This window comes from Pseudomonas sp. MF08831 (genome assembly GCF_059862645.1).
On record NZ_JCBCUX010000005.1, the window covers coordinates 174,100 to 194,851 of the forward strand.

Sequence of the window (20,752 nt, forward strand, 5' to 3'; positions counted from 1 at the left end):
CAACCGAGGTTACCGCCGTTCAGGTTTGTCAGGTAGAGGTCACTGCATCTGTACTTCGATCACGCCGTCTGCGCTCATGTTGACCTGGCTGGTGCCGGCTTCCACTTGCGGGGTAGGTGCCGAATCCGCCATGGCCGCTTTCATCATCATCATCCCGCCGTTGCGGGCGTAAGGCATTGGGTAGCCATTGGTGTTGAAGTTCAGGTTGACGACCTTGTAGCCCTTGCCGCCCAGTGCATCGGTGGCCAGTTGCGCACGCGCCTTGAAGGCGGCGACGGCGTCTTTAAGCAGTGCATCTTCGCTGGACTTGCGCGTGGCGTCGGCAATGGCGAAGTCCATGTTTTCCATTTTCAGCGTGTTCAGCAAATCGCCGGTGAGCTTGGACAGCGCCGGGAAGTCCGCGCTTTCCAGGCGCAGTTCGGCACGCTCGCGCCAGCCGGTGATCTTCTGGTTCTTGTTGTCGTAGATCGGGTAGCTGTTGCGGCTGCCCTGGCGCAGGGTCACGCCTTTGACTTCGCGAGCTTCGCCCAGGGCCTTGTTCAGGGTGGTGGTGATTTCGGCGGCGAGCTTGGCCGGGTCGGTGTTTTGTGACTCGGTATAAAGGGTGACGATCATCTTGTCGCGAGCCACTTCCTGGCTGACTTCGGCACGCAGGGAGATCTGGTTGTAATGCAGTTCATCGGCGGCCATGGCCGACAGGCTGGCCAGGGCGCTGGCGCTGAGAGTGAGGACAGCTGCGCTGCGAGTGAAACGAGACATGGAAGCTCCTTGAGAGGGTCGTGTTGGGATAGCCGTGTTCGGTAAGACTGTAGACGGTGCTATCGGGTTCTTCGGGTTTACACATTCGCTACAAGTGGCCGAGTGCCGACGAACGGTCATCTGCCCGGCCTGCGTCAAAGAGCCACACGCGCCGTGCCAGCGGGTCTGCTTCGTTTATACTCCTGCCGATCCGCCTGCAGCGCTCACCGGGAGAGCTCATGCTCGCCGCCGTAAAACTGACTTCCGCCACCCGCCAGAACCTCTGGCGCCTGACGTTCATTCGTACCTTGGTACTGGCCGCACAGGCCGGCTCCGTCGGGCTCGCGTATTGGTTCGACCTGCTGCCGCTGCCGTGGCTGCAGTTGGCCGTGACCCTGGGTTTTTCCATCGTGCTGTGTGTGTTCACCGCCATTCGGCTGCGCACCACGTGGCCGGTGACAGAGCTGGAATACGCGCTGCAGTTGGCCTGCGACCTGTTTATCCACAGTGTGTTGCTTTATTTCTCCGGTGGTTCCACCAACCCGTTCGTTTCTTACTACCTGGTGCCGCTGACCATTGCCGCCGTGACGTTGCCATGGCGCTATTCGGTGGTGCTGTCGGGCATCGCGCTGACGCTGTACACCTTGCTGTTGGCGCAGTTTTACCCCCTCAAGACCTTCCCTATCGCTCGGGAAAATCTGCAGATCTACGGGATGTGGCTGAGCTTTGCGCTGTCTGCTGCGGTTATCACGTTTTTCGCCGCGCGCATGGCCGAAGAGCTGCGCCGTCAGGAGGAACTGCGCGCCATTCGCCGTGAAGAAGGCCTGCGTGACCAGCAGTTGCTGGCCGTCGCCACCCAGGCCGCCGGCGCCGCCCATGAGTTGGGCACACCGCTGGCGACCATGAGCGTACTGCTCAACGAAATGACCCAGGACCATCACGACCCGGCGCTGCAAGACGACCTGAGCGTGTTGCAGGAACAGGTCAAGCAGTGCAAGCAGACCTTGCAGCAACTGGTACGCGCCGCCGAGGCCAATCGCCGCCTGGCGGTGGAGATGCAGGACGTGACCCAGTGGCTCGACGAAGCCCTGAACCGCTGGCACCTGATGCGCCCCGAAGCCAGTTACCGTTTCAACCTGCTGGGCCAGGGCAGCGTGCCGCGCATGGCGCCGCCGCCAGACCTGACGCAGGCGTTGCTCAACCTGCTGAACAACGCCGCCGATGCCTGCCCTGAAGGGTTGGGCGTGCAGTTGGACTGGGACGCGGAAAACGTGACCATCAGCATTCGTGACCACGGCGCGGGCGTGCCGTTGGCCATTGCCGAGCAGATCGGCAAACCTTTCTTTACCACCAAGGGCAAAGGCTTCGGCCTCGGCCTGTTTTTGAGCAAGGCCAGCGTGACCCGCGCGGGCGGCTCAGTGAAACTCTATAGTCATGAGGAAGGTGGCACGCTCACCGAGCTGCGCCTGCCCCGTGTCGCACGAGGAGATATCGATGAGTGACGAGATCCAAGTCGAAGGCGAAGAACTGCCGCACCTGCTGCTGGTAGATGACGACGCCACCTTTACCCGCGTGATGGCGCGCGCCATGAGCCGCCGTGGTTTTCGCGTGAGCACCGCAGGCTCGGCCGAAGAAGGCCTGACCATCGCCCAGGCCGATTTGCCGGACTACGCCGCGCTCGACCTGAAAATGGACGGCGACTCCGGCCTGGTGCTGCTGCCCAAGTTGCTGGAACTCGACCCCGAAATGCGTGTGGTAATCCTCACCGGTTACTCGAGCATCGCCACCGCCGTCGAGGCCATCAAGCGCGGTGCCTGCAATTATTTGTGCAAGCCGGCGGACGCCGACGACGTGCTGGCCGCGTTGCTCTCCGAGCATGCCGACCTCGACACCCTGGTGCCGGAAAACCCGATGTCGGTGGACCGTCTGCAGTGGGAGCACATCCAGCGTGTGCTGACCGAGCATGAAGGCAATATCTCCGCCACTGCCCGCGCCCTGGGCATGCACCGGCGTACCCTGCAACGCAAGCTGCAGAAGCGCCCGGTACGGCGCTGAACAAAGTCTGAACAATCTGCTTCAGGCTGCACGGAGCCCTGAACCGATCGTCTATGATCGGTTCAAACGCCTGTCACTTTTTCCTACCGAGCCTGAACGATGAATCAGAACGCTGAGTACTCCGCGGTCAACGACGCGGTGCGTGGGCACTTCTTTCGCCGAACCTGGGCGATGATCACGCCCTATTGGCGCAGCGAAGAGAAGGGCAAGGCCTGGTTGTTGCTGGCTGCAGTGATTGGCCTGTCGCTGTTCAGCGTGGCGATCTCCGTGTGGATCAACCACTGGTATAAAGACTTCTACAACGCGCTGGAAAAGAAGGACACCGCCGCCTTCTGGCAGTTGATCGGCTATTTCGGCGGGATCGCCGCCGTAGCGATTCTCGGCGCGGTCTATCGCCTTTACCTGACCCAGATGCTGACGATCCGCTGGCGTGCCTGGCTCACCGAAAAGCATTTCGCTCGTTGGCTTGCCAACAAGAATTACTACCAGCTGGAGCAGGGCGGTTACACCGATAACCCGGACCAGCGGATTTCCGAAGACCTCAACAACTTCACCTCCAGCACCTTGAGCCTTGGTCTGGGCCTGCTGCGTAATGTGGTCAGCCTGGTGTCGTTCTCGATCATCCTGTGGGGCGTGTCGGGCAGCATTGAGGTATTTGGCTTCACCATTCCCGGCTATATGTTCTGGTGCGCATTGGTCTACGCAGGCGTCGGTAGCTGGCTGACCCACCTGATCGGCCGTCGTTTGATCGGCCTGAGCAACCAACAACAACGCTTCGAAGCAGACCTGCGTTTCTCCATGGTGCGTGTGCGTGAGAACGCCGAGAGCATCGCCTTGTACAACGGCGAGCCGAATGAGAACCAGCGCCTGAGCGCACGCTTTGGCAAGGTCTGGCACAACTTCTGGGACATCATGAAAGTGTCCAAGCGCCTGACCTTTTTCACCGCTGGCTACAGCCAGATTGCGATCATCTTTCCCTTCATTGTCGCCGCGCCACGCTACTTCACCGGCAAGATCGAGCTGGGCGAGCTGATGCAAATCAACTCGGCGTTCGGCAACGTGCAAGAGAACTTCAGCTGGTTTATCAACGCGTATTCGGAGCTGGCTTCGTGGCGCGCGACCAGCGATCGTCTGCTCAGCTTCCATCAGGCCATGAGTGACAACGAGCAGCGTGTGCCTGCCATCGACGTGCACTCCGAGGGCGAGCGCCTGGTGGTGAAAAACCTGGGCATGGATTTGGCTGACGGTCGTCACTTGCTGACCGACGCCGACATGACCGTAGAGCCGGGCCAGCGCGTGATGCTCAGTGGGCGCTCAGGTAGCGGCAAGAGTACGCTGCTGCGCGCAATGGGCCACCTCTGGCCCGCAGGCCACGGCAGCATTCGCCTGCCGGCTGCGCGTTACCTGTTCCTGCCGCAAAAGCCTTACTTGCCCATTGGCACGCTGAAGGCTGTGTTGAGTTATCCACAAGACGACAGCGCGTACCCGGCCGAACGTTATGCACAGGTCCTGGAAACGTGCCGCCTGCCGCATCTGGTTGCGCGCCTGGACGAAGCCAATCACTGGCAACGCATGCTCTCGCCGGGTGAGCAGCAGCGTCTGGCGTTTGCTCGTGCGTTGTTGTTCGCGCCGCAATGGCTGTACATGGATGAAGCCACCTCGGCGATGGATGAAGAAGACGAGGCCACGTTGTATCAAGCATTGATTGACGAGTTGCCGGGACTGAGCATCGTCAGCGTCGGCCATCGCAGCAGCCTCAAGCGCTTCCATGGGCGGCATGTACGCATTGACGGTGGGTTGTTGCAGGAGCAGCAACCGGCTTGAGGTCGTGCGGTCAGTGTGGGAGCGGGCTTGCTCGCGAATACGGTCTGTCGGTTAGCGATGTGCTGACTCACCCACCGCCTTCGCGAGCAAGCCCGCTCCCACGGTGAATCTCCAGTGTCATGGAAAGTGAAGCCCAACAAAAAGCCCGGCTGATCATCGATCAGCCGGGCTTTTTGTTGCTTGGAGAAGACTTACTTCTTCAAGCCGTAATGCTCATCCAGCATGCCCGGGGCGTCCGGCGTTTTTGGCGCGTAGTCCCGTGGTGGCTCCTGGTTTTCCCGCGGAGGCGTCAGGCGCTCCCGTGGCGCTTGCGGTGCATCGGAATGCAGCGCGGCCAGCAGACGCTGACGGGTGATGTCGTCGAGGGCCAGGCGGTTAGCGCCATCGGCGAGATGATCCTGTACGTCCTGGTAGCTCTGGGTGAGCTTCTTGACCAGGGTCGCGGTGCTGTTGAAGTGGGTAACAACCTCGTTCTGATAACTGTCAAAACGTTCCTGAATGTCATCCAGCTGACGCTGCGTGCGGTTAGGCGCGGCATTTGGCAGCAGGCGGGCAACCAGGAATCCAATGGCGACACCGGCAACCAAGGCGAGAGTCGGCAACAACCAAACTAAGAGCGAGTGTTCCACGAGTCCTTCCTCTATAAACGGCTTTGCTTTACGTTAACGGCTCGGACCTGCGCTGTATACCGCGATTAAGCTCGCAATGATGCCATGCACAGACTTTTAGCTAGACGAGTCGACCCTTTGTGAGGTCACGGAGTTCATTCCTTGCTCATGCGTGAAACCCCCGTTTTGATCGATGGCCCGGTTGGCCAATTGGAAGCCCTGTACCTGGATCACCCCGAGCCACGTGGCCTGGCGCTGATCTGCCACCCTAACCCGGTGCAGGGCGGGACCATGCTCAATAAAGTTGTCTCGACCCTGCAACGCACCGCTCGCGATGCCGGTTTGATTACTTTACGTTTCAATTACCGTGGCGTCGGTGCCAGCGCCGGTACCCACGAAATGGCCACCGGTGAGGTGGACGACGCCGAAGCGGCCGCGACCTGGCTGCGAGAAAAACACCCCGACCTGCCGATCACGTTGCTCGGGTTTTCCTTCGGTGGCTACGTGGCTGCCAGCCTCGGCGGCCGTCTGGAAGCCAAGGGTGAAAAGCTGGCGCACCTGTTCATGGTGGCCGCCGCCGTGATGCGCTTGCGCGACACCGACGTGCTGCCCCAAGGCTGCCCATTGACTTTGATCCAGCCGCAAACCGATGAAGTGGTCGACCCGCAACTGGTCTACGACTGGTCCGCCGCCCTGAAACGCCCCCATGAGCTGCTGAAAGTGGCAGAATGCGGACACTTTTTTCATGGCAAGCTGACCGATCTCAAGGATCTGGTGCTGCCGCGTCTCTCGAATTGATAGCAGTCTGATAAGCGATTACCCATGACGACTCGTACCCGTATCCTCACCGGCATTACCACCACCGGCACGCCGCACCTGGGCAACTACGCCGGTGCGATCCGCCCGGCGATCCTCGCCAGCCAGGATGCCAATGCCGATTCCTTCTACTTCCTGGCCGACTACCACGCCCTGATCAAATGCGATGACCCGCAGCGCATCCAGCGCTCGCGCATGGAAATTGCCGCGACCTGGCTGGCCGGTGGCCTGGATGTGAACCGGGTGACGTTCTATCGCCAGTCCGACATCCCGGAAATTCCTGAACTGACCTGGCTGCTGACGTGCGTCGCCGCCAAGGGCCTGCTCAACCGCGCCCACGCCTACAAGGCCTCGGTGGATAAAAACGTGGAAACCGGCGAAGACCCGGACGCGGGCATCACCATGGGCTTGTACAGCTATCCGGTGCTGATGGCGGCGGACATCCTGATGTTCAACGCGCACAAGGTGCCGGTCGGCCGCGACCAGATCCAGCACGTGGAAATGGCCCGCGACATCGGCCAGCGCTTCAACCACATGTTTGGCAACGGTAAAGAATTCTTCACCATGCCCGAGGCGTTGATCGAAGAAAGCGTCGCCACCTTGCCGGGCCTTGATGGCCGCAAGATGTCCAAAAGCTACGACAACACCATCCCGTTGTTCACCAGCGCCAAGGACATGAAGGATGCGATCTCGCGGATCGTCACCGACTCGCGCGCGCCTGGCGAAGCCAAGGACCCGAACAACTCGCACCTGTTCACCCTGTTCCAGGCGTTTGCAACCAAGGCCCAGGAAGAAGAGTTCCGTGCCGAACTGCTGCAAGGCCTGGGCTGGGGCGAGGCGAAGAATCGTCTGTTCCAACTGCTCGACGGCCAACTGGGTGAGGCGCGCGAGCGTTATCACCACCTGATGTCGCGCCCCTCGGACATGGAAGACCTGTTGCTGATCGGCGCCAAGAAAGCCCGCGCCGTGGCGGCGCCGTTCCTGGCCGAGCTGCGTGAGGCGGTTGGCTTGCGCTCGTTCGTCAATCAGGCCGCCGCGCCGGTGGCTGCCAAGAAGAAAGCCGCCAAAGCCGCGCGCTTTGTGAGCTTTCGCGAAGACGACGGCAGCTTCCGCTTCCGCCTGCTATCGGCCGATGGCGAGCAACTGCTGCTGTCGCGCAATTTTGCCGACGGCAAAGCGGCTGGTGCTGTGACCAAGCAACTGCAAAACGGTGACGCGCTGGATGTACGCACTGAGGCCCTGAGTTTCAGCGTATGGCTGGAAGGCGCGGTGGTGGCTGACAGTGCCGCGTTCGCCGACGAAACGTCGCGCGATGCAGCCATCGCCGAGCTGCGCGTTGCGTTGACCCCAACCGAGGATTAACCCGACCAAGGGTTGATTGCCATTATCCAGGGCCGTCGTTACAGTGACGGCCCGTTTTTGTTGCCTTGCTAACGAAATTATGACGCCCCTAGAACGATATCAAGCTGATCTGAAACGCCCTGAGTTCTTCCATGACGCCGCGCAGGAAAATGCGGTGCGTCATTTGCAGCGCCTGTACGACGACCTGGTCGCGGCCTCGCAAAACAAGCCAGGGATGTTCAGCAAGCTGTTTGGCAAGAAAGACCATACGCCGGTCAAAGGCTTGTACTTCTGGGGTGGCGTGGGCCGCGGCAAGACTTACCTGGTCGACACCTTCTTCGAAGCGCTGCCGTTCAAGGAAAAGGTGCGTACGCACTTCCACCGCTTCATGAAGCGCGTGCACGAAGAAATGAAGACGCTGCCGGGCGAGAAAAACCCGCTGACCATCATCGCCAAGCGTTTCTCCGATGAGGCGCGGGTGATTTGTTTCGACGAATTCTTCGTCTCCGACATCACCGATGCCATGATCCTCGGCACCCTGATGGAAGAGCTGTTCAAGAACGGCGTGACCCTGGTTGCGACCTCGAACATCGTGCCCGACGGTTTGTACAAGGACGGTCTGCAACGCGCGCGCTTCCTGCCGGCCATCGCGCTGATCAAGCAGAACACCGAGATCGTCAACGTCGACAGCGGCGTCGACTATCGCCTGCGTCACCTTGAGCAAGCGGAGCTTTACCACTACCCGCTGAACGATGCCGCGCTCGACAGCCTGAAAAAAAGCTTCCGCGCGCTCACGCCGGAATGCACCAAGGCGGTCGAAAACGACAAGCTGATGATCGAGAACCGCGAAATCATCGCGCTGCGCACCTGCGATGACGTGGCCTGGTTCGAGTTCCGCCAGCTGTGCGACGGCCCACGCAGTCAGAACGACTACATCGAACTGGGCAAGATTTTCCACGCGGTGATCCTGAGCGGCGTGGAACAGATGAGCGTCACCACCGACGACATCGCGCGCCGGTTTATCAACATGGTCGACGAGTTCTACGACCGCAACGTCAAGCTGATCATCTCGGCCGAAGTCGAGCTCAAGGACCTCTACACTGGCGGTCGCTTGAACTTTGAATTCCAGCGCACATTGAGCCGCTTGTTGGAAATGCAATCCCACGAGTTCCTGTCGCGCGGGCATAAGCCGTAAGAACGAAGTATTTCAAATGTGGGAGCGGGCTTGCTCGCGAAGACGGAGTGCCAGTCACTGGAAGTGTTGACTGACACACCGTCTTCGCGAGCAAGCCCGCTCCCACATTTTTTACCGCGTTTAATCTGGGTTAGGCGGCTTGCTGGAACTGCTGCCGGTATTGGTTAGGCGACAGTTCCGTGTGCTGCCTGAACAGCCGCGCAAAGAAACTCGCATCGTCGTAACCCACCTCATAGCTGATGGTCTTGATGCTTTTGCGGCTGCCCGAGAGCAAGCCTTTGGCGGTCTCGATGCGCAGGCGTTGCAGGTAATGCAGCGGCTTGTCGCCGGTAGCGGTCTGGAAACGGCGCATGAAGTTGCGGATGCTCATGCCGTGTTCCCGAGCGACGTCTTCGAAGCGGAACTTGTCGGCAAAGTGCTCTTCTAGCCAGTGCTGGATCTGCAGGATGATCACGTCCTGGTGCAGCTTCTGCCCACCAAAACCAATGCGGCCCGGTGCGTAGCTGCGTTGCACTTCGTAGAGGATGTCGCGGGCCACGGCCTGGGCGATGTTAGCGCCGCAGAAGCGCTCGATCAGGTAGATATAAAGGTCGCACGCCGAGGTGGTGCCGCCGGCGCAATACACGTTGTCGGCGTCGGTCAGGTGCTTGTCCTGGTTGAGCTGCACCTTGGGGAAGCGTTCGCTGAAGGCATTGAAGAAACGCCAGTAAGTGGTCGCTTCCTTGCCATCCAGCAATCCGGCCTCGGCCAGCCAGAACACACCGGTGGCCTCACCGCAGAGTACAGCGCCGCGGGCGTGTTGCTGGCGCAGCCAGGGCAGCACTTGCGGGTAGCGGGTGCACAGCGCGTCGAAGTCGTCCCAGAAGGCCGGTAGCACGATGATGTCGGCGTCTTCCAGGCCGCCGTCCACCGGCATGATCACATCACTGAAGCTGCGCACCGATTGCCCGTCGGGGCTGACCAGACGCGTTTCAAACGCCGGGGTCAGGCCCAGGCCTTGTTGTTTGCCATAACGCAGGCTGGCCAGATGGAAGAAATCCTTGGCTTGCATGAGGGTGGAAGCGAATACCCGATCAATGGCCAAAATGCTGACGCGCCGCAGGGGCGTGGAGATTTGGTTAGACATAATTTCATTTATTCTTATAGGGGAAAGTGGTCACCAGACGGCTGGATCGTCTTATTTTTTGTCGCATGTGTCCAGTGTCCCGTGACGGCTTCGCGGCATAGGCTCTGTGGTCTGGTCTTTGTCCGACAATCCACGCAGGTGACCCATGATCCCCAGAACCTTGTTCAGCTCGGAGCACGAGCTCTTTCGCGAGAGCGTGCGCACCTTCCTTGAAAAACACGCCGCGCCGTTCCATGGGCAATGGGAGAAACAGGGCTATATCGACCGTGCGTTGTGGAGCAAGGCGGGGGAGGCGGGGATGCTCTGCTCCCATTTGCCGGAAGCGTATGGCGGCCTGGGCGCCGACTTTCTCTACAGCGCGGTGGTGATCGAAGAGGTCAGCCGCCTGGGTTTGACGGGCATCGGTTTCTCGCTGCATTCAGACATCGTCGCGCCGTACATCCTGCATTACGGCAGTGAGGCGCTGAAACAGAAATACCTGCCCAAATTGATTTCCGGTGAAATGGTGACGGCTATCGCCATGACCGAGCCAGGGGCGGGTTCCGACTTGCAGGGCGTGAAGACCACTGCGGTGCTAGACGGCGATGAGTACGTGATCAATGGCTCAAAGACCTTCATCACCAATGGCTTTCTCGCCGAGCTGGTGATCGTCGTGGCCAAGACCGATCCCAAGGCCGGCGCCAAGGGCACCAGCCTGTTTGTGGTGGAAGCCGACACGCCGGGCTTCGACAAGGGCAAGCGCCTGGAGAAGGTAGGCATGAAGGCCCAGGACACCTCGGAGCTGTTTTTCCAGGACGTGCGCGTGCCCAAGGGCAACCTGCTGGGGCAGGCGGGCATGGGCTTCGCCTATTTGATGCAGGAGTTGCCGCAGGAGCGTTTGACCGTGGCGATTGGTGCGCTCTCATCGGCGGAGGCGGCGCTGCAATGGACCTTGGAATACACGCGCGAGCGCAAGGCGTTCGGCAAGGCTATTGCCGATTTCCAGAACACTCGGTTCAAGTTGGCGGAGATGGCGACGGAGATTCAGATCGGTCGCGTGTTTGTCGACCAGTGCATGGCGTTGCACCTGGAAGGCAAGCTCGACGTGCCTACCGCAGCGATGGCCAAGTACTGGGCCACGGACCTGCAATGCAAGGTGCTCGACGAGTGTGTGCAGTTGCACGGCGGCTACGGCTTCATGTGGGAATACCCGATCGCACGGGCCTGGGCGGATGCGCGGGTGCAGCGGATTTATGCGGGGACTAACGAAATCATGAAGGAGATTATTGCGCGAGCGCTTTGATCCTGGGGGGTAAGGGCTGTTGTGGCGAGCGGGCTTGCCCCGCGTTGGGCTGCGCAGCAGCCCCAAACCTCACACCTCAATCTTACTGAAAGAATCAGGCGGTCTTGCTTGGGGCCGCTGCGCAGCCCCACGGGGGCAAGCCCCCTCGCCACAAGGGATCAATCAAGGCGCAGGGTTCGGATGATCCTTCTGAATCGCTTCGATCCCTTCCAATACCTCTTTGGACAGCGTCAGGTCAGCGCTGGCAATGTTGCTATCCAGTTGCTCCAAAGACGTCGCACCAATGATGTTGCTGGTCACAAACGGCTGTTGCGTCACGAACGCCAAGGCCATTTGCGCCGGGTCCAGGCCGTGTTCACGCGCCAGCGCCACATAACGGCTGCACGCGGCTTCGGACTGCGGGTTGAAGTAGCGGCTGAAACGGCTGTACTCGGTCAGGCGTGCCTTGGCCGGGCGTGCGCCGTTCTCGTACTTGCCGCTGAGCATGCCGAACGCCAGGGGCGAATACGCCAGCAGCCCGCACTGTTCACGAATTGCCACTTCCGCCAGGCCCACTTCAAAGCTGCGGTTGAGCAGGTTGTAGGGGTTCTGGATCGACACCGCGCGGGTCCAGCCACGGGCTTCGGCCAGGGCGAGGAACTTCATGGTGCCCCACGGGGTTTCGTTGGACAGGCCGATGTGGCGGATCTTGCCGGCTTTTACCTGCTCGTCCAGTGCTTCGAGGGTTTCTTCCAGCGGGGTGAGGTCGTCTTCGTCCTTGTGCTTGTAGCTCAGTTGGCCGAAGAAGTTGGTGCTGCGTTCCGGCCAGTGCAGCTGGTAGAGGTCGATCCAGTCGGTTTGCAGGCGCTTGAGGCTGGCGTCCAGCGCTTCGACAATGTGCTTGCGGTTGTGGCGCAGGTGGCCATCGCGGATGTAGTCGATGGTGTTGCCGGGGCCGGCGATCTTGCTGGCGAGGATCCAGTCGGCACGGTCGCCGCGGCTTTTGAAGTAATTACCGATGTAACGCTCGGTGGTGGCATAGGTGTCGGCCTTGGGCGGCACCGGGTACATTTCCGCCGTGTCGAGGAAGTTGATCCCCGCGGCCTTGGCCCGTTCGATCTGCGCGAAGGCCTCTGCCTCGCTGTTCTGCTCACCCCAGGTCATGGTGCCCAAGGCTATCGCGCTTACGTTCAGATCGGTTCGGCCCAGCTGTCGATAATCCATCGGGTACTCCTTCGGGGAAAACAATCATAAAAGCAGGTTGAATTTTTTTTCGCAATCTGCATAATTGCCCACCTCTTTCTGCAGTGGAAGTGATGCGCCGCCTGCCGAAGAATCTTGCCGTTGAACGGACGCGCCGACCCGAGCCCCCGATAGCGTCTGTATCCGGCTGCCTTTGACTTGTCAAAGTACGCACTATTCAGTAAGATCCGCCGTCTAATTTACAGGGCGGCCCCTGAGGCTATTAAAGAATGACAACTTTTACTGCAAAACCGGAAACAGTTCAGCGCGACTGGTTTGTCGTCGACGCCGCTGGTCAGACCCTGGGTCGTCTGGCCACTGAAGTCGCCAGCCGTCTGCGTGGCAAGCACAAGCCTGAGTACACCCCTCACGTTGACACCGGTGACTACATCGTGATCATCAACGCTGAGCAGGTACGTGTTACCGGCAACAAAGCGCAAGACAAAATGTACTACCGTCACTCCGGTTTCCCAGGCGGTATCAAGTCTTCGAACTTTGAAGGCCTGATTTCCAAGAAGCCTGAAGCCCCGATCGAAATCGCGGTCAAAGGCATGCTGCCGAAGGGCCCACTGGGTCGCGATATGTTTCGCAAGCTGAAAGTCTATGCGGGCGCTGTACACCCTCATGCTGCTCAGCAGCCCCAAGAACTGAAGTTTTAACGGAATAGTTCATTATGTCGGCGACTCAAAATTACGGCACTGGCCGTCGCAAAACCGCAACCGCACGCGTTTTCCTGCGTCCGGGCACTGGTAACATCTCGATCAACAACCGCACTCTGGACAACTTCTTCGGTCGCGAAACTGCCCGCATGGTAGTTCGTCAGCCGCTGGAACTGACCGAGACTGTTGAAAAGTTCGACATCTACGTCACCGTTATCGGTGGCGGTGTAAGTGGTCAAGCTGGCGCAATCCGCCACGGTATCACTCGCGCTCTGATGCAGTACGACGAAACCCTGCGTGGCGCACTGCGCAAAGCTGGCTTCGTAACTCGCGATGCTCGTGAAGTTGAACGTAAGAAAGTCGGTCTGCGTAAAGCGCGTAAGCGTCCGCAGTACTCGAAGCGTTAATTCGCTTTACGTTCCACAAAAACGTCCAACTCCTCACGGAGCTGGGCGTTTTTTATTGCCTGCGATTTATGCACAAATTTCGCCGTGACAACTTGCCACATCCGTAGACCCCCTATACTACAAGGCCTGGAGAGGGAGCCCCGGGCAATTCCCTTGTCATACGTGGGGCTTTTCATTACCATTCGGCAAAATTTTTATAAGTAAAGATTCAACACTTAGTAGACGCCTGATTTAACAGGCCAAAAAGCTGATGGGAGAGGACTGAATGAGCAATGACGGCGTGAATGCAGGCCGGCGTCGCTTCTTGGTAGCAGCCACATCCGTGGTGGGTGCTGCAGGAGCGGTGGGGGCTGCGGTCCCGTTCGTGGGGTCATGGTTTCCCAGTGCCAAGGCGAAAGCCGCAGGTGCACCGGTGAAGGTGAATGTCAGCAAGATCGACCCAGGCCAGCAGATGATTGCTGAGTGGCGCGGTCAGCCGGTCTTCATCGTTCGTCGTACTGAGGAAATCCTGGGGAATCTGAAAAAAATCGAAGGTCAGCTGTCTGATCCCGACTCGAAGAATTCCGACCAACCCGCCTACGTCGATAAGGAAATCCGTTCGATCAAGCCAGAGATTCTGCTGCTGATCGGTATCTGCACCCACCTCGGCTGCTCGCCTACCTTCCGCCCTGAAGTTGCTCCTGCCGACCTGGGCAAAGACTGGGTGGGTGGTTACTTCTGCCCTTGCCATGGCTCTCACTACGACCTGGCCGGCCGCGTCTACAAGTCACAACCCGCACCACTGAACCTGCCAGTTCCGCCACATCACTACGAGACTGACAGTGTCATTGTCATTGGCGTCGACGAGGGGGAGAAAGCCTGATGAGCAAGTTCATGGATTGGGTGGATGCGCGCTTCCCCGCTACCAAAATGTGGGAAGACCATCTCAGCAAATATTACGCACCAAAAAACTTCAACTTCTTCTACTTCTTCGGCTCCCTGGCACTGTTGGTGCTGGTCAACCAACTCGTCACCGGCGTCTGGCTGACGATGAGCTACACACCCTCGGCTGAAGAGGCCTTTGCGTCCGTTGAAGGGATCATGCGCGACGTCGAGTACGGCTCGATCCTGCGTTTGCTTCACTCCACCGGCGCCTCGGCGTTCTTCATCGTGGTCTACATGCACATGTTCCGTGGCTTGCTCTACGGGTCATACCAAAAACCCCGCGAGCTGGTGTGGGTGTTTGGCATGCTGATCTATCTGGCGCTGATGGCCGAGGCCTTCATGGGTTACCTGCTGCCATGGGGTCAGATGTCGTACTGGGGCGCTCAGGTGATCATCTCGCTGTTCGGCGCGATCCCAGTCATTGGCAACGACCTGACTCAGTGGATTCGTGGTGACTACCTGATCTCCGGCATCACCTTGAACCGCTTCTTCGCCTTGCACGTTGTGGCCCTGCCGATCGTGATTCTGGGCCTTGTGGTGCTGCACATCCTGGCGCTGCACGAAGTGGGGTCGAACAACCCCGATGGCGTCGACATCAAGAAGCATAAAGACGAAAACGGCATCCCGCTCGACGGCATCCCGTTCCACCCGTACTACACCGTCAAAGACATTGTCGGCGTGGTGGTGTTCTTGTTCATCTTCTGCTCGATCGTGTTCTTTTTCCCGGAGATGGGCGGGTATTTCCTCGAGAAGCCTAACTTCGAACAGGCCAACGCCTTCAAGACGCCTGAGCACATTGCACCGGTCTGGTACTTCACGCCGTTCTACGCGATCTTGCGGGCGATTCCAGACAAACTCATGGGCGTTGTTGCCATGGGGGCGTCGATTGCGCTGTTGTTCGTCCTGCCGTGGCTTGACCGCAGCCCGGTCAAGTCGATGCGCTACAAAGGCTGGTTGAGCCGAATCTGGCTGGTGGTGTTCTGCATCGCGTTCATGCTGCTGGGCTGGACCGGCGTCCAGGCACCGACGCCTTCGCTGACGTTGCTGTCGCAGGTCTGCACCTTCCTGTACTTCGCCTACTTCATTCTGATGCCGTTCTACACCCGGCTCGAGAAGACCAAACCGGTTCCGGAAAGGGTGACTGGCTGATGAAAAAGTTATTCGTTGCTTTGATGCTTGCGGCACTGCCGCTACTGTCCTTCGCGGCCGAGCATGGCCCGGAACTGGAAAAAGTCGATATCGACGTCTCTGACAAAGCTGCAATGCAAGATGGCGCGCGTACCTTCGCCAACTACTGCATGGGCTGCCACAGTGCCAAGTTCCAGCGCTATGAGCGAGTTGCCGATGACCTCGGTATCCCGCATGAGCTGATGCTGGAGAAACTGGTGTTCACCGGCGCCAAGATTGGCGACCACATGAACATCGGCATGCAGCCTGCCGACGCCAAGGCCTGGTTCGGTGCCGCACCGCCTGACCTGACCCTGGTGGCGCGCGTGCGGGGTACCGATTGGCTGTACGGCTACCTTAAATCCTTCTACGAAGACCCGACGCGCCCTTGGGGGGTGAACAACAAAGTCTTCCCGAACGTCGGTATGCCTAACGTTCTGGTCGGCCTGCAGGGTCGCCAAGTGGTAGGATGCAAGCAGGTTCAGGTCGTTGAAGACGGCAAGAAGCAATATGATCCGTTGACCGGCACGCCTCTGACGCATGAAGCGTGTGATCAACTGACCATAGTGCCCAAGACCGGTACGCTGAACGAAGAGCAGTTTGACGAGAAGGTCAAGAATCTGGTGACCTTCCTGGCCTACTCGGCCAACCCGGTCAAACTGCAACATCAGCGCATCGGTACCTATGTATTGCTGTACCTGGCCTTCTTCTTCGTATTCGCCTATCTGCTTAAACGCGAATACTGGAAGGATGTGCATTGATCCAACCGTAAGCAATTGCTGTTAATCTTGCGCGCCCAGCGGCATCTCTGAACACGTAGCGGTCTGGTTGAACCAGGCACTACAGAGATGCTCTCTGGGCGCGCTCGTTTTTGAGCTTTCGATAATTTCAACAAGCGAGGAGGACCGCCATGGGCGTGACCAACCGGTTGGCCTGTTACTCCGACCCCGCCGACCACTATTCCCACCGAGTACGCATCGTGCTCGCAGAGAAGGGTGTCAGCGCAGAGATCATCAGTGTGGAGGTGGGACGTCATCCGCCGAAACTGATCGAAGTGAACCCTTACGGCAGCTTGCCCACCCTGGTCGATCGTGACCTGGCGTTGTGGGAGTCAACCGTGGTGATGGAATACCTGGATGAGCGTTACCCGCATCCCCCTTTGCTGCCGGTGTACCCGGTGGCGCGTGCCAACAGCCGCCTGCTGATCCATCGGATCCAGCGTGACTGGTGCGGGCTGGTGGATGTGATTCTGGATTCACGCAGTAAAGAAGCCGTTCGGGTGCAGGCGCGCAAGGAATTGCGTGAGAGCCTGACCGGCGTTTCGCCGCTGTTCGCCGACAAACCTTTTTTCCTCAGCGAGGAACAAAGCTTGGTGGATTGCTGCCTATTACCCATACTCTGGCGCTTGCCGATCCTGGGCATTGAACTGCCACGGCCGGCCAAGCCGTTGCTTGATTACATGGAGCGCCAGTTTGCGCGTGAGGCTTTCCAGGCGAGTCTGTCTGGTGTCGAACGCGATATGCGCTAAGGCTTAAGGAGCCGCTGATGAACTCCAGTCGACCCTATTTGGTTCGCGCGCTCTATGAGTGGATTGTGGACAACGATTGCACCCCGCACATGCTGGTCAACTCCGAATTTCCCAAGGTTGACGTGCCTCAAGGCTTTGCCAGTGACGGCCAGATTGTGCTGAACGTATCACCCAGTGCCGTGCGCCACCTGCACATGGACAACGAGGCTGTCAGCTTCGAAGGGCGTTTTGGCGGCGTGCCCCATACGCTGTTCGTGCCGATTGGCGCGATTCTCGGGATCTATGCCCGTGAGAATGGCCAAGGCATGGTGTTTGATCTGGAGTCGCCTTTCGAGGACGACGAATCGATCGAAGGCGAAGGCGGTGATGATGTACCACCGCCAGACTCCGAGCCACCGCGTCCGAGCGGCCGGCCGAGCCTGAAAGTGGTGAAGTAAGCGGCTTTTACCCTCGGATGAGCCTGAAAAATGCCTCGACACGCGTCGGGGCATTTTTTTGCGCGAAGGATGTGGATGAAAGTCGCGACACAACGGTGATCGTACAACCGCCATGGGCTATGATGCGGGCTCAAGTTCGCCGAGAAAGATGGATCATCATGGAAAACGCCAACACCGCCCCTCGTCTTCCCCGCAAGCGCCGCAGCCTTGCCCAGGAATTGGTCACGGTGTTGTCTGAGCAGATCCGCGACGGTCAACTCAAACGTGGCGATAAGTTGCCCACCGAGTCGGCAATCATGGAAGCCCATGGCGTCAGTCGTACGGTCGTGCGTGAAGCCATCTCACGTTTACAGGCGGCGGGGCAGGTGGAAACCCGTCACGGTATCGGTACCTTTGTGTTGGACACGCCAAGCCCGAGCGGTTTCCGGATTGACCCGGCCACGGTGGTCACGCTGCGCGATGTGTTGGCGATTCTGGAGCTGCGGATCAGCCTGGAAGTGGAGTCCGCCGGCCTTGCCGCGTTACGTCGCAGCGATGAGCAACTGGCCGCCATGCGTGCGGCGCTCGATGCCCTGAATGAAAGCGCGGCCCACGCCGGCGATGCGGTGGCGTCAGATTTCGCGTTTCACCTGGAAATTGCGCTGTCCACCGGCAACCGCTATTTCACCGACATCATGACCCACCTGGGCACCAGCATCATTCCGCGTACGCGCCTGAATTCAGCACGCCTGGCCCATGACGATCAGCAGCACTACATGGGTCGCCTGAGCCGCGAGCACGAAGAGATTTATGAGGCAATTGCCCGCCAGGATTCGGACGCTGCACGCGCCGCCATGCGCTTGCATTTGACCAACAGCCGAGAGCGACTGCGCCATGCCCACGAAGAGGCAGAAGCGCAGCGCGGCTAACCGGGCAACCAAGTGGTGTCGGGAGTCAATCGATCCAAGTGTGGGAGCGGGCTTGTTCGCGAATGCGGTGTGTCAGTCTGCACATGCATCAACTGAAAAAACGCCTTCGCGAGCAAGCCCGTTCCCACATCTTGATCTCCTTGGCCTGGAGGTTTGCGTCTACTTAATCAGCCGGCTGATTGGGCTTGTAGTCCTTGAGCAACAGGTAGGTGCTCCAACCCCACCAATCATTGGTCCAGTGTTTGTCGTTCAGGTCATTCACGTCCTTGCGGCGCAGCACCTTGTCGCCTTCCATCTTGAACAGCGGCGAAAAGTTATTCGCCGGGTTCTGCGCGGCGTTCAAATCCGGCACATACAGCGGCGCCTTGAAGTTGGCCGGGGAGGGCGCCACACCGCTGATAAAGGTCTCGAAGACCTCATCGGCCGAGGCCTGTACCGCCCGTTTGACCATCGCCCGATTGTCCGCGTCGATGGCATCGAAATAGCGTTTATCCCCATAGGCGTGCCATTGATCGCCCTTGGCGTTGCGCACCTTGAGCCCGAACTTGCTGTCCTCATCGTGCATGAAGCGGCTGATCAGCGAGCCCAGTTCGCCAGGCGTCACCACCGCCGCCAATTGCTTGCGCGGCACGCGCAGGTGGCCAGCGGAAAACAGATCGGTCAAAAAGTGATCAGCAAAGCCGTTCATGGCGTAGGCCAGTTCCAGTGCCTGATCGGTGCCGGTTTGATGGGCCACGACCGCCTGTTGCAGTGCCGCCGTATGGCCAGCCAAATACGCTGACAGCGCCCATTCGCCAAAGTGGTCAGCGTTATCTGCGGCCAATTTCAGGTAGCGCCCCAGCGGAATCAATGCCGAAACGGCACTGCCGCCGCCAGTGATGCGGTTCCATTCCTCGGACAACGTATCACCCAGCGCGTCATAGGCTTCATGCGGTTGTTTGCCGTCCTTGATCGCCTGGTTCACTGCGTTGATCTCCTTTTGCATCACCGCAAGAATTTTCCCGGCCTCTTCCCGCGAGGCTGGCAGCACCGCCAGCGAATTGAACGCTGCAAGAAAGCGCTGCGCGCGATCGGCCGCGGACGCGCCGTCGCTGATCGGCTGGCCAGGAATGCCAGAGAAGTCGCCGCCCAGTGCGATCACCTGGCCATAGGTGAGTGCCAGCCCGTTGGGCAGGTGCAACTCGACCTGGTGTGCGGGAATCGCCGGGGCGTCCTTGACGAAACGCAACAGGGTGTCATCGCCGATGGCAGTGTGCTCACCGCCTTCGAAGCGCAGGGTAGGTGGGTTTTTCTCGGGTGCTGCGAGTTCAAGACCTGACATGTTAGCTCCTTGCTATGTCGTAGGAATCTTCCGTAATAACTGTATGTATATACAGTTAATCGGAGCATAGAGGATTAATTTCCCACGTCAAGAAAACGCGTTTAAACGCAGAGCCGCATGAAGCCCGATGAATTGCAGTTGACGAATCCTTTTATAGTTGTACGATGACGTACGACATCAACAAACCAACAATAACCTTTCGACAGAAAGTCTTCGCCCAGGGTGTTCGAATAATGAATCCACAAGAACTGAAGTCCATCCTCTCCCACGGTCTGCTGTCTTTCCCCGTGACCGATTTCAATGCGCAGGGTGACTTCCACCAGGCCGGCTACATCAAGCGTCTGGAATGGCTCGCCCCGTACGGCGCCACCGCCTTGTTCGCCGCCGGCGGCACCGGTGAGTTTTTCTCCCTGGCTGCCAGCGAATATTCCCAAGTGGTGAAGACCGCTGTTGATACCTGCGCCACCAGCGTGCCGATTCTTGCTGGTGTGGGTGGTTCGACCCGTCAGGCCATCGAGTACGCCCAAGAAGCTGAACGCCTCGGTGCCAAAGGCTTGCTGTTGCTGCCGCACTACCTGACCGAAGCCAGCCAGGACGGCGTCGCCGCCCACGTGGAAGCGGTGTGCAAGTCGGTCAAGATCGGCGTGGTGGTCTACAACCGCAACGTTTGCCGCCTGACAGCGCCTCTGCTGGAACGCCTGGCCGAACGCTGCCCGAACCTGATCGGCTACAAAGACGGCCTGGGTGACATTGAGTTGATGGTGTCGATCCGCCGTCGCCTGGGTGACCGTTTCAGCTACCTCGGCGGCCTGCCGACTGCGGAGGTTTACGCCGCTGCCTACAAGGCCCTGGGCGTGCCGGTGTACTCCTCGGCGGTGTTCAACTTCATCCCGAAAACCGCGATGGATTTCTACCACGCGATTGCCAAGGACGATCACGCCACCGTCGGCAAGATCATCGACAACTTCTTCCTGCCTTACCTCGACATCCGCAACCGTAAGGCGGGTTACGCCGTCAGCATCGTCAAGGCCGGTGCAAAAATCGCCGGCTACGACGCAGGCCCGGTGCGCACGCCGCTGACCGACCTGCTGCCGGAAGAATACGAAGCCCTGGCCGCGCTGATCGACAAGCAAGGTCCGCAGTAACTCATCAACAAGGCCGCTGAGAGATCAGCGGCCTTTTGCGTCAGGAGAAG

Annotated in this window: 21 protein-coding genes; 16 read left to right on the plus strand and 5 right to left on the minus strand. The window is 59.3% G+C overall.

Translation table 11 applies throughout. The annotated features are described in order from the left end of the window. Window positions 1-39: 39 nt before the first annotated feature. Window positions 40-759, minus strand: a complete 720-nt coding sequence (locus AC19YS_RS12575; protein WP_500601843.1) for an SIMPL domain-containing protein — start codon at window positions 757-759, stop codon at window positions 40-42. 218 nt (window positions 760-977) lie between these two features. Here AC19YS_RS12575 and AC19YS_RS12580 point away from each other — a divergent pair, with 218 nt between their 5' ends. The 3 genes from AC19YS_RS12580 to AC19YS_RS12590 all read left to right on the plus strand — a co-directional run bounded on the left by AC19YS_RS12580 (window position 978) and on the right by AC19YS_RS12590 (window position 4,617). Further along, window positions 978-2,240, plus strand: coding sequence for an ATP-binding protein (locus tag AC19YS_RS12580; RefSeq protein WP_214247678.1), 1,263 nt, complete (start codon window positions 978-980; stop codon window positions 2,238-2,240). After that, window positions 2,233-2,793 carry a response regulator transcription factor gene (locus AC19YS_RS12585; protein WP_003171731.1) on the plus strand — a complete coding sequence of 187 codons (561 nt, stop codon included), beginning with the start codon at window positions 2,233-2,235 and terminating at the stop codon, window positions 2,791-2,793. Before AC19YS_RS12580 ends, AC19YS_RS12585 begins: the two co-directional genes overlap by 8 nt. Window positions 2,794-2,892: 99 nt before the next feature. Next, window positions 2,893-4,617, plus strand: a complete 1,725-nt coding sequence (locus AC19YS_RS12590) for an ABC transporter ATP-binding protein/permease (protein WP_200624364.1) — start codon at window positions 2,893-2,895, stop codon at window positions 4,615-4,617. Window positions 4,618-4,808: 191 nt separating this feature from the next. On the opposite strand, the gene AC19YS_RS12595 is transcribed toward AC19YS_RS12590, so the two are convergent. Beyond that, window positions 4,809-5,246 (minus strand): Z-ring associated ZapG family protein, encoded by a 438-nt coding sequence (locus tag AC19YS_RS12595; RefSeq protein WP_106578642.1) that lies wholly within the window; start codon window positions 5,244-5,246, stop codon window positions 4,809-4,811. A gap of 147 nt (window positions 5,247-5,393) precedes the next feature. Here AC19YS_RS12595 and AC19YS_RS12600 point away from each other — a divergent pair, with 147 nt between their 5' ends. The 3 genes from AC19YS_RS12600 (at window position 5,394) to zapE (ending at window position 8,577) form a co-directional block, all read left to right on the plus strand. Then, entirely contained in the window at window positions 5,394-6,023 is a 630-nt protein-coding gene (locus AC19YS_RS12600; RefSeq protein ID WP_500601845.1) for an alpha/beta hydrolase, read from the plus strand. Between the two features lie 24 nt (window positions 6,024-6,047). Beyond that, complete coding sequence (locus AC19YS_RS12605) at window positions 6,048-7,403, plus strand: tryptophan--tRNA ligase (RefSeq protein ID WP_500601847.1); 1,356 nt, start codon at window positions 6,048-6,050, stop codon at window positions 7,401-7,403. 79 nt (window positions 7,404-7,482) lie between these two features. Next, on the plus strand, window positions 7,483-8,577 hold the full coding sequence (gene zapE, locus AC19YS_RS12610) for a cell division protein ZapE (protein ID WP_106578645.1): 1,095 nt from the start codon (window positions 7,483-7,485) through the stop codon (window positions 8,575-8,577). A 130-nt stretch (window positions 8,578-8,707) separates the two neighbouring features. On the opposite strand, the gene AC19YS_RS12615 is transcribed toward zapE, so the two are convergent. Beyond that, window positions 8,708-9,604, minus strand: coding sequence for a GlxA family transcriptional regulator (locus tag AC19YS_RS12615; protein ID WP_177410109.1), 897 nt, complete (start codon window positions 9,602-9,604; stop codon window positions 8,708-8,710). A 244-nt stretch (window positions 9,605-9,848) separates the two neighbouring features. On the opposite strand from AC19YS_RS12615, the gene AC19YS_RS12620 reads away from it, so the two are divergent. Next, the gene (locus tag AC19YS_RS12620) at window positions 9,849-10,985 is read left to right on the plus strand and encodes an acyl-CoA dehydrogenase family protein (protein ID WP_200624365.1); all 1,137 of its coding nucleotides are present in this window, start codon (window positions 9,849-9,851) and stop codon (window positions 10,983-10,985) included. Window positions 10,986-11,147: 162 nt separating this feature from the next. On the opposite strand, the gene AC19YS_RS12625 is transcribed toward AC19YS_RS12620, so the two are convergent. Then, window positions 11,148-12,188 carry an NADP(H)-dependent aldo-keto reductase gene (locus AC19YS_RS12625; RefSeq protein WP_106578648.1) on the minus strand — a complete coding sequence of 347 codons (1,041 nt, stop codon included), beginning with the start codon at window positions 12,186-12,188 and terminating at the stop codon, window positions 11,148-11,150. A gap of 248 nt (window positions 12,189-12,436) precedes the next feature. Between AC19YS_RS12625 and rplM the strand changes: the two genes are divergently transcribed. The 8 genes from rplM to AC19YS_RS12665 all read left to right on the plus strand — a co-directional run bounded on the left by rplM (window position 12,437) and on the right by AC19YS_RS12665 (window position 18,236). Then, the gene (gene rplM, locus AC19YS_RS12630) at window positions 12,437-12,865 is read left to right on the plus strand and encodes a 50S ribosomal protein L13 (protein WP_003171742.1); all 429 of its coding nucleotides are present in this window, start codon (window positions 12,437-12,439) and stop codon (window positions 12,863-12,865) included. A gap of 14 nt (window positions 12,866-12,879) precedes the next feature. Continuing rightward, entirely contained in the window at window positions 12,880-13,272 is a 393-nt protein-coding gene (gene rpsI, locus AC19YS_RS12635) for a 30S ribosomal protein S9 (protein WP_003171743.1), read from the plus strand. A gap of 265 nt (window positions 13,273-13,537) precedes the next feature. Beyond that, on the plus strand, window positions 13,538-14,134 hold the full coding sequence (petA, locus tag AC19YS_RS12640; protein ID WP_003216040.1) for a ubiquinol-cytochrome c reductase iron-sulfur subunit: 597 nt from the start codon (window positions 13,538-13,540) through the stop codon (window positions 14,132-14,134). After that, window positions 14,134-15,345: a cytochrome b gene (locus tag AC19YS_RS12645; protein ID WP_106578649.1), complete on the plus strand. Its 1,212-nt coding sequence runs from the start codon at window positions 14,134-14,136 to the stop codon at window positions 15,343-15,345. Before petA ends, AC19YS_RS12645 begins: the two co-directional genes overlap by 1 nt. Next, on the plus strand, window positions 15,345-16,124 hold the full coding sequence (locus tag AC19YS_RS12650) for a cytochrome c1 (protein ID WP_106578650.1): 780 nt from the start codon (window positions 15,345-15,347) through the stop codon (window positions 16,122-16,124). Before AC19YS_RS12645 ends, AC19YS_RS12650 begins: the two co-directional genes overlap by 1 nt. Before the next feature lie 149 nt (window positions 16,125-16,273). Beyond that, window positions 16,274-16,891 (plus strand): glutathione S-transferase N-terminal domain-containing protein, encoded by a 618-nt coding sequence (locus AC19YS_RS12655; RefSeq protein ID WP_106578651.1) that lies wholly within the window; start codon window positions 16,274-16,276, stop codon window positions 16,889-16,891. A 17-nt stretch (window positions 16,892-16,908) separates the two neighbouring features. After that, the gene (locus AC19YS_RS12660) at window positions 16,909-17,328 is read left to right on the plus strand and encodes a ClpXP protease specificity-enhancing factor (protein WP_106578652.1); all 420 of its coding nucleotides are present in this window, start codon (window positions 16,909-16,911) and stop codon (window positions 17,326-17,328) included. A gap of 158 nt (window positions 17,329-17,486) precedes the next feature. After that, window positions 17,487-18,236: a FadR/GntR family transcriptional regulator gene (locus AC19YS_RS12665; RefSeq protein ID WP_106578653.1), complete on the plus strand. Its 750-nt coding sequence runs from the start codon at window positions 17,487-17,489 to the stop codon at window positions 18,234-18,236. 163 nt (window positions 18,237-18,399) lie between these two features. Here the strand turns inward: AC19YS_RS12665 and AC19YS_RS12670 are convergent, their stop codons facing one another. Beyond that, window positions 18,400-19,557, minus strand: a complete 1,158-nt coding sequence (locus AC19YS_RS12670; RefSeq protein ID WP_500601851.1) for a phospholipase — start codon at window positions 19,555-19,557, stop codon at window positions 18,400-18,402. 233 nt (window positions 19,558-19,790) lie between these two features. Here AC19YS_RS12670 and kdgD point away from each other — a divergent pair, with 233 nt between their 5' ends. Beyond that, window positions 19,791-20,702, plus strand: coding sequence for a 5-dehydro-4-deoxyglucarate dehydratase (gene kdgD / locus AC19YS_RS12675; RefSeq protein WP_064450699.1), 912 nt, complete (start codon window positions 19,791-19,793; stop codon window positions 20,700-20,702). The last annotated feature ends 50 nt before the right edge of the window (window positions 20,703-20,752 follow it).

Excerpts from the sequence above, each read along its gene's own strand:
- AC19YS_RS12590 (WP_200624364.1), top strand. The coding sequence starts at position 2,893 with ATGAATCAGAACGCTGAGTACTCCGCGGTCAACGACGCGGTGCGTGGG.
- AC19YS_RS12585 (WP_003171731.1), top strand. The coding sequence starts at position 2,233 with ATGAGTGACGAGATCCAAGTCGAAGGCGAAGAACTGCCGCACCTGCTG.
- AC19YS_RS12600 (WP_500601845.1), top strand. The coding sequence starts at position 5,394 with ATGCGTGAAACCCCCGTTTTGATCGATGGCCCGGTTGGCCAATTGGAA.
- rplM (WP_003171742.1), top strand. The coding sequence starts at position 12,437 with ATGACAACTTTTACTGCAAAACCGGAAACAGTTCAGCGCGACTGGTTT.
- AC19YS_RS12665 (WP_106578653.1), top strand. The coding sequence starts at position 17,487 with ATGGAAAACGCCAACACCGCCCCTCGTCTTCCCCGCAAGCGCCGCAGC.
- zapE (WP_106578645.1), top strand. The coding sequence starts at position 7,483 with ATGACGCCCCTAGAACGATATCAAGCTGATCTGAAACGCCCTGAGTTC.
- AC19YS_RS12660 (WP_106578652.1), top strand. The coding sequence starts at position 16,909 with ATGAACTCCAGTCGACCCTATTTGGTTCGCGCGCTCTATGAGTGGATT.
- petA (WP_003216040.1), top strand. The coding sequence starts at position 13,538 with ATGAGCAATGACGGCGTGAATGCAGGCCGGCGTCGCTTCTTGGTAGCA.
- AC19YS_RS12650 (WP_106578650.1), top strand. The coding sequence starts at position 15,345 with ATGAAAAAGTTATTCGTTGCTTTGATGCTTGCGGCACTGCCGCTACTG.
- kdgD (WP_064450699.1), top strand. The coding sequence starts at position 19,791 with ATGAATCCACAAGAACTGAAGTCCATCCTCTCCCACGGTCTGCTGTCT.
- AC19YS_RS12645 (WP_106578649.1), top strand. The coding sequence starts at position 14,134 with ATGAGCAAGTTCATGGATTGGGTGGATGCGCGCTTCCCCGCTACCAAA.
- AC19YS_RS12605 (WP_500601847.1), top strand. The coding sequence starts at position 6,048 with ATGACGACTCGTACCCGTATCCTCACCGGCATTACCACCACCGGCACG.
- AC19YS_RS12620 (WP_200624365.1), top strand. The coding sequence starts at position 9,849 with ATGATCCCCAGAACCTTGTTCAGCTCGGAGCACGAGCTCTTTCGCGAG.
- AC19YS_RS12625 (WP_106578648.1), bottom strand. The coding sequence starts at position 12,188 with ATGGATTATCGACAGCTGGGCCGAACCGATCTGAACGTAAGCGCGATA.
- AC19YS_RS12670 (WP_500601851.1), bottom strand. The coding sequence starts at position 19,557 with ATGTCAGGTCTTGAACTCGCAGCACCCGAGAAAAACCCACCTACCCTG.
- AC19YS_RS12655 (WP_106578651.1), top strand. The coding sequence starts at position 16,274 with ATGGGCGTGACCAACCGGTTGGCCTGTTACTCCGACCCCGCCGACCAC.
- AC19YS_RS12580 (WP_214247678.1), top strand. The coding sequence starts at position 978 with ATGCTCGCCGCCGTAAAACTGACTTCCGCCACCCGCCAGAACCTCTGG.
- AC19YS_RS12575 (WP_500601843.1), bottom strand. The coding sequence starts at position 759 with ATGTCTCGTTTCACTCGCAGCGCAGCTGTCCTCACTCTCAGCGCCAGC.
- rpsI (WP_003171743.1), top strand. The coding sequence starts at position 12,880 with ATGTCGGCGACTCAAAATTACGGCACTGGCCGTCGCAAAACCGCAACC.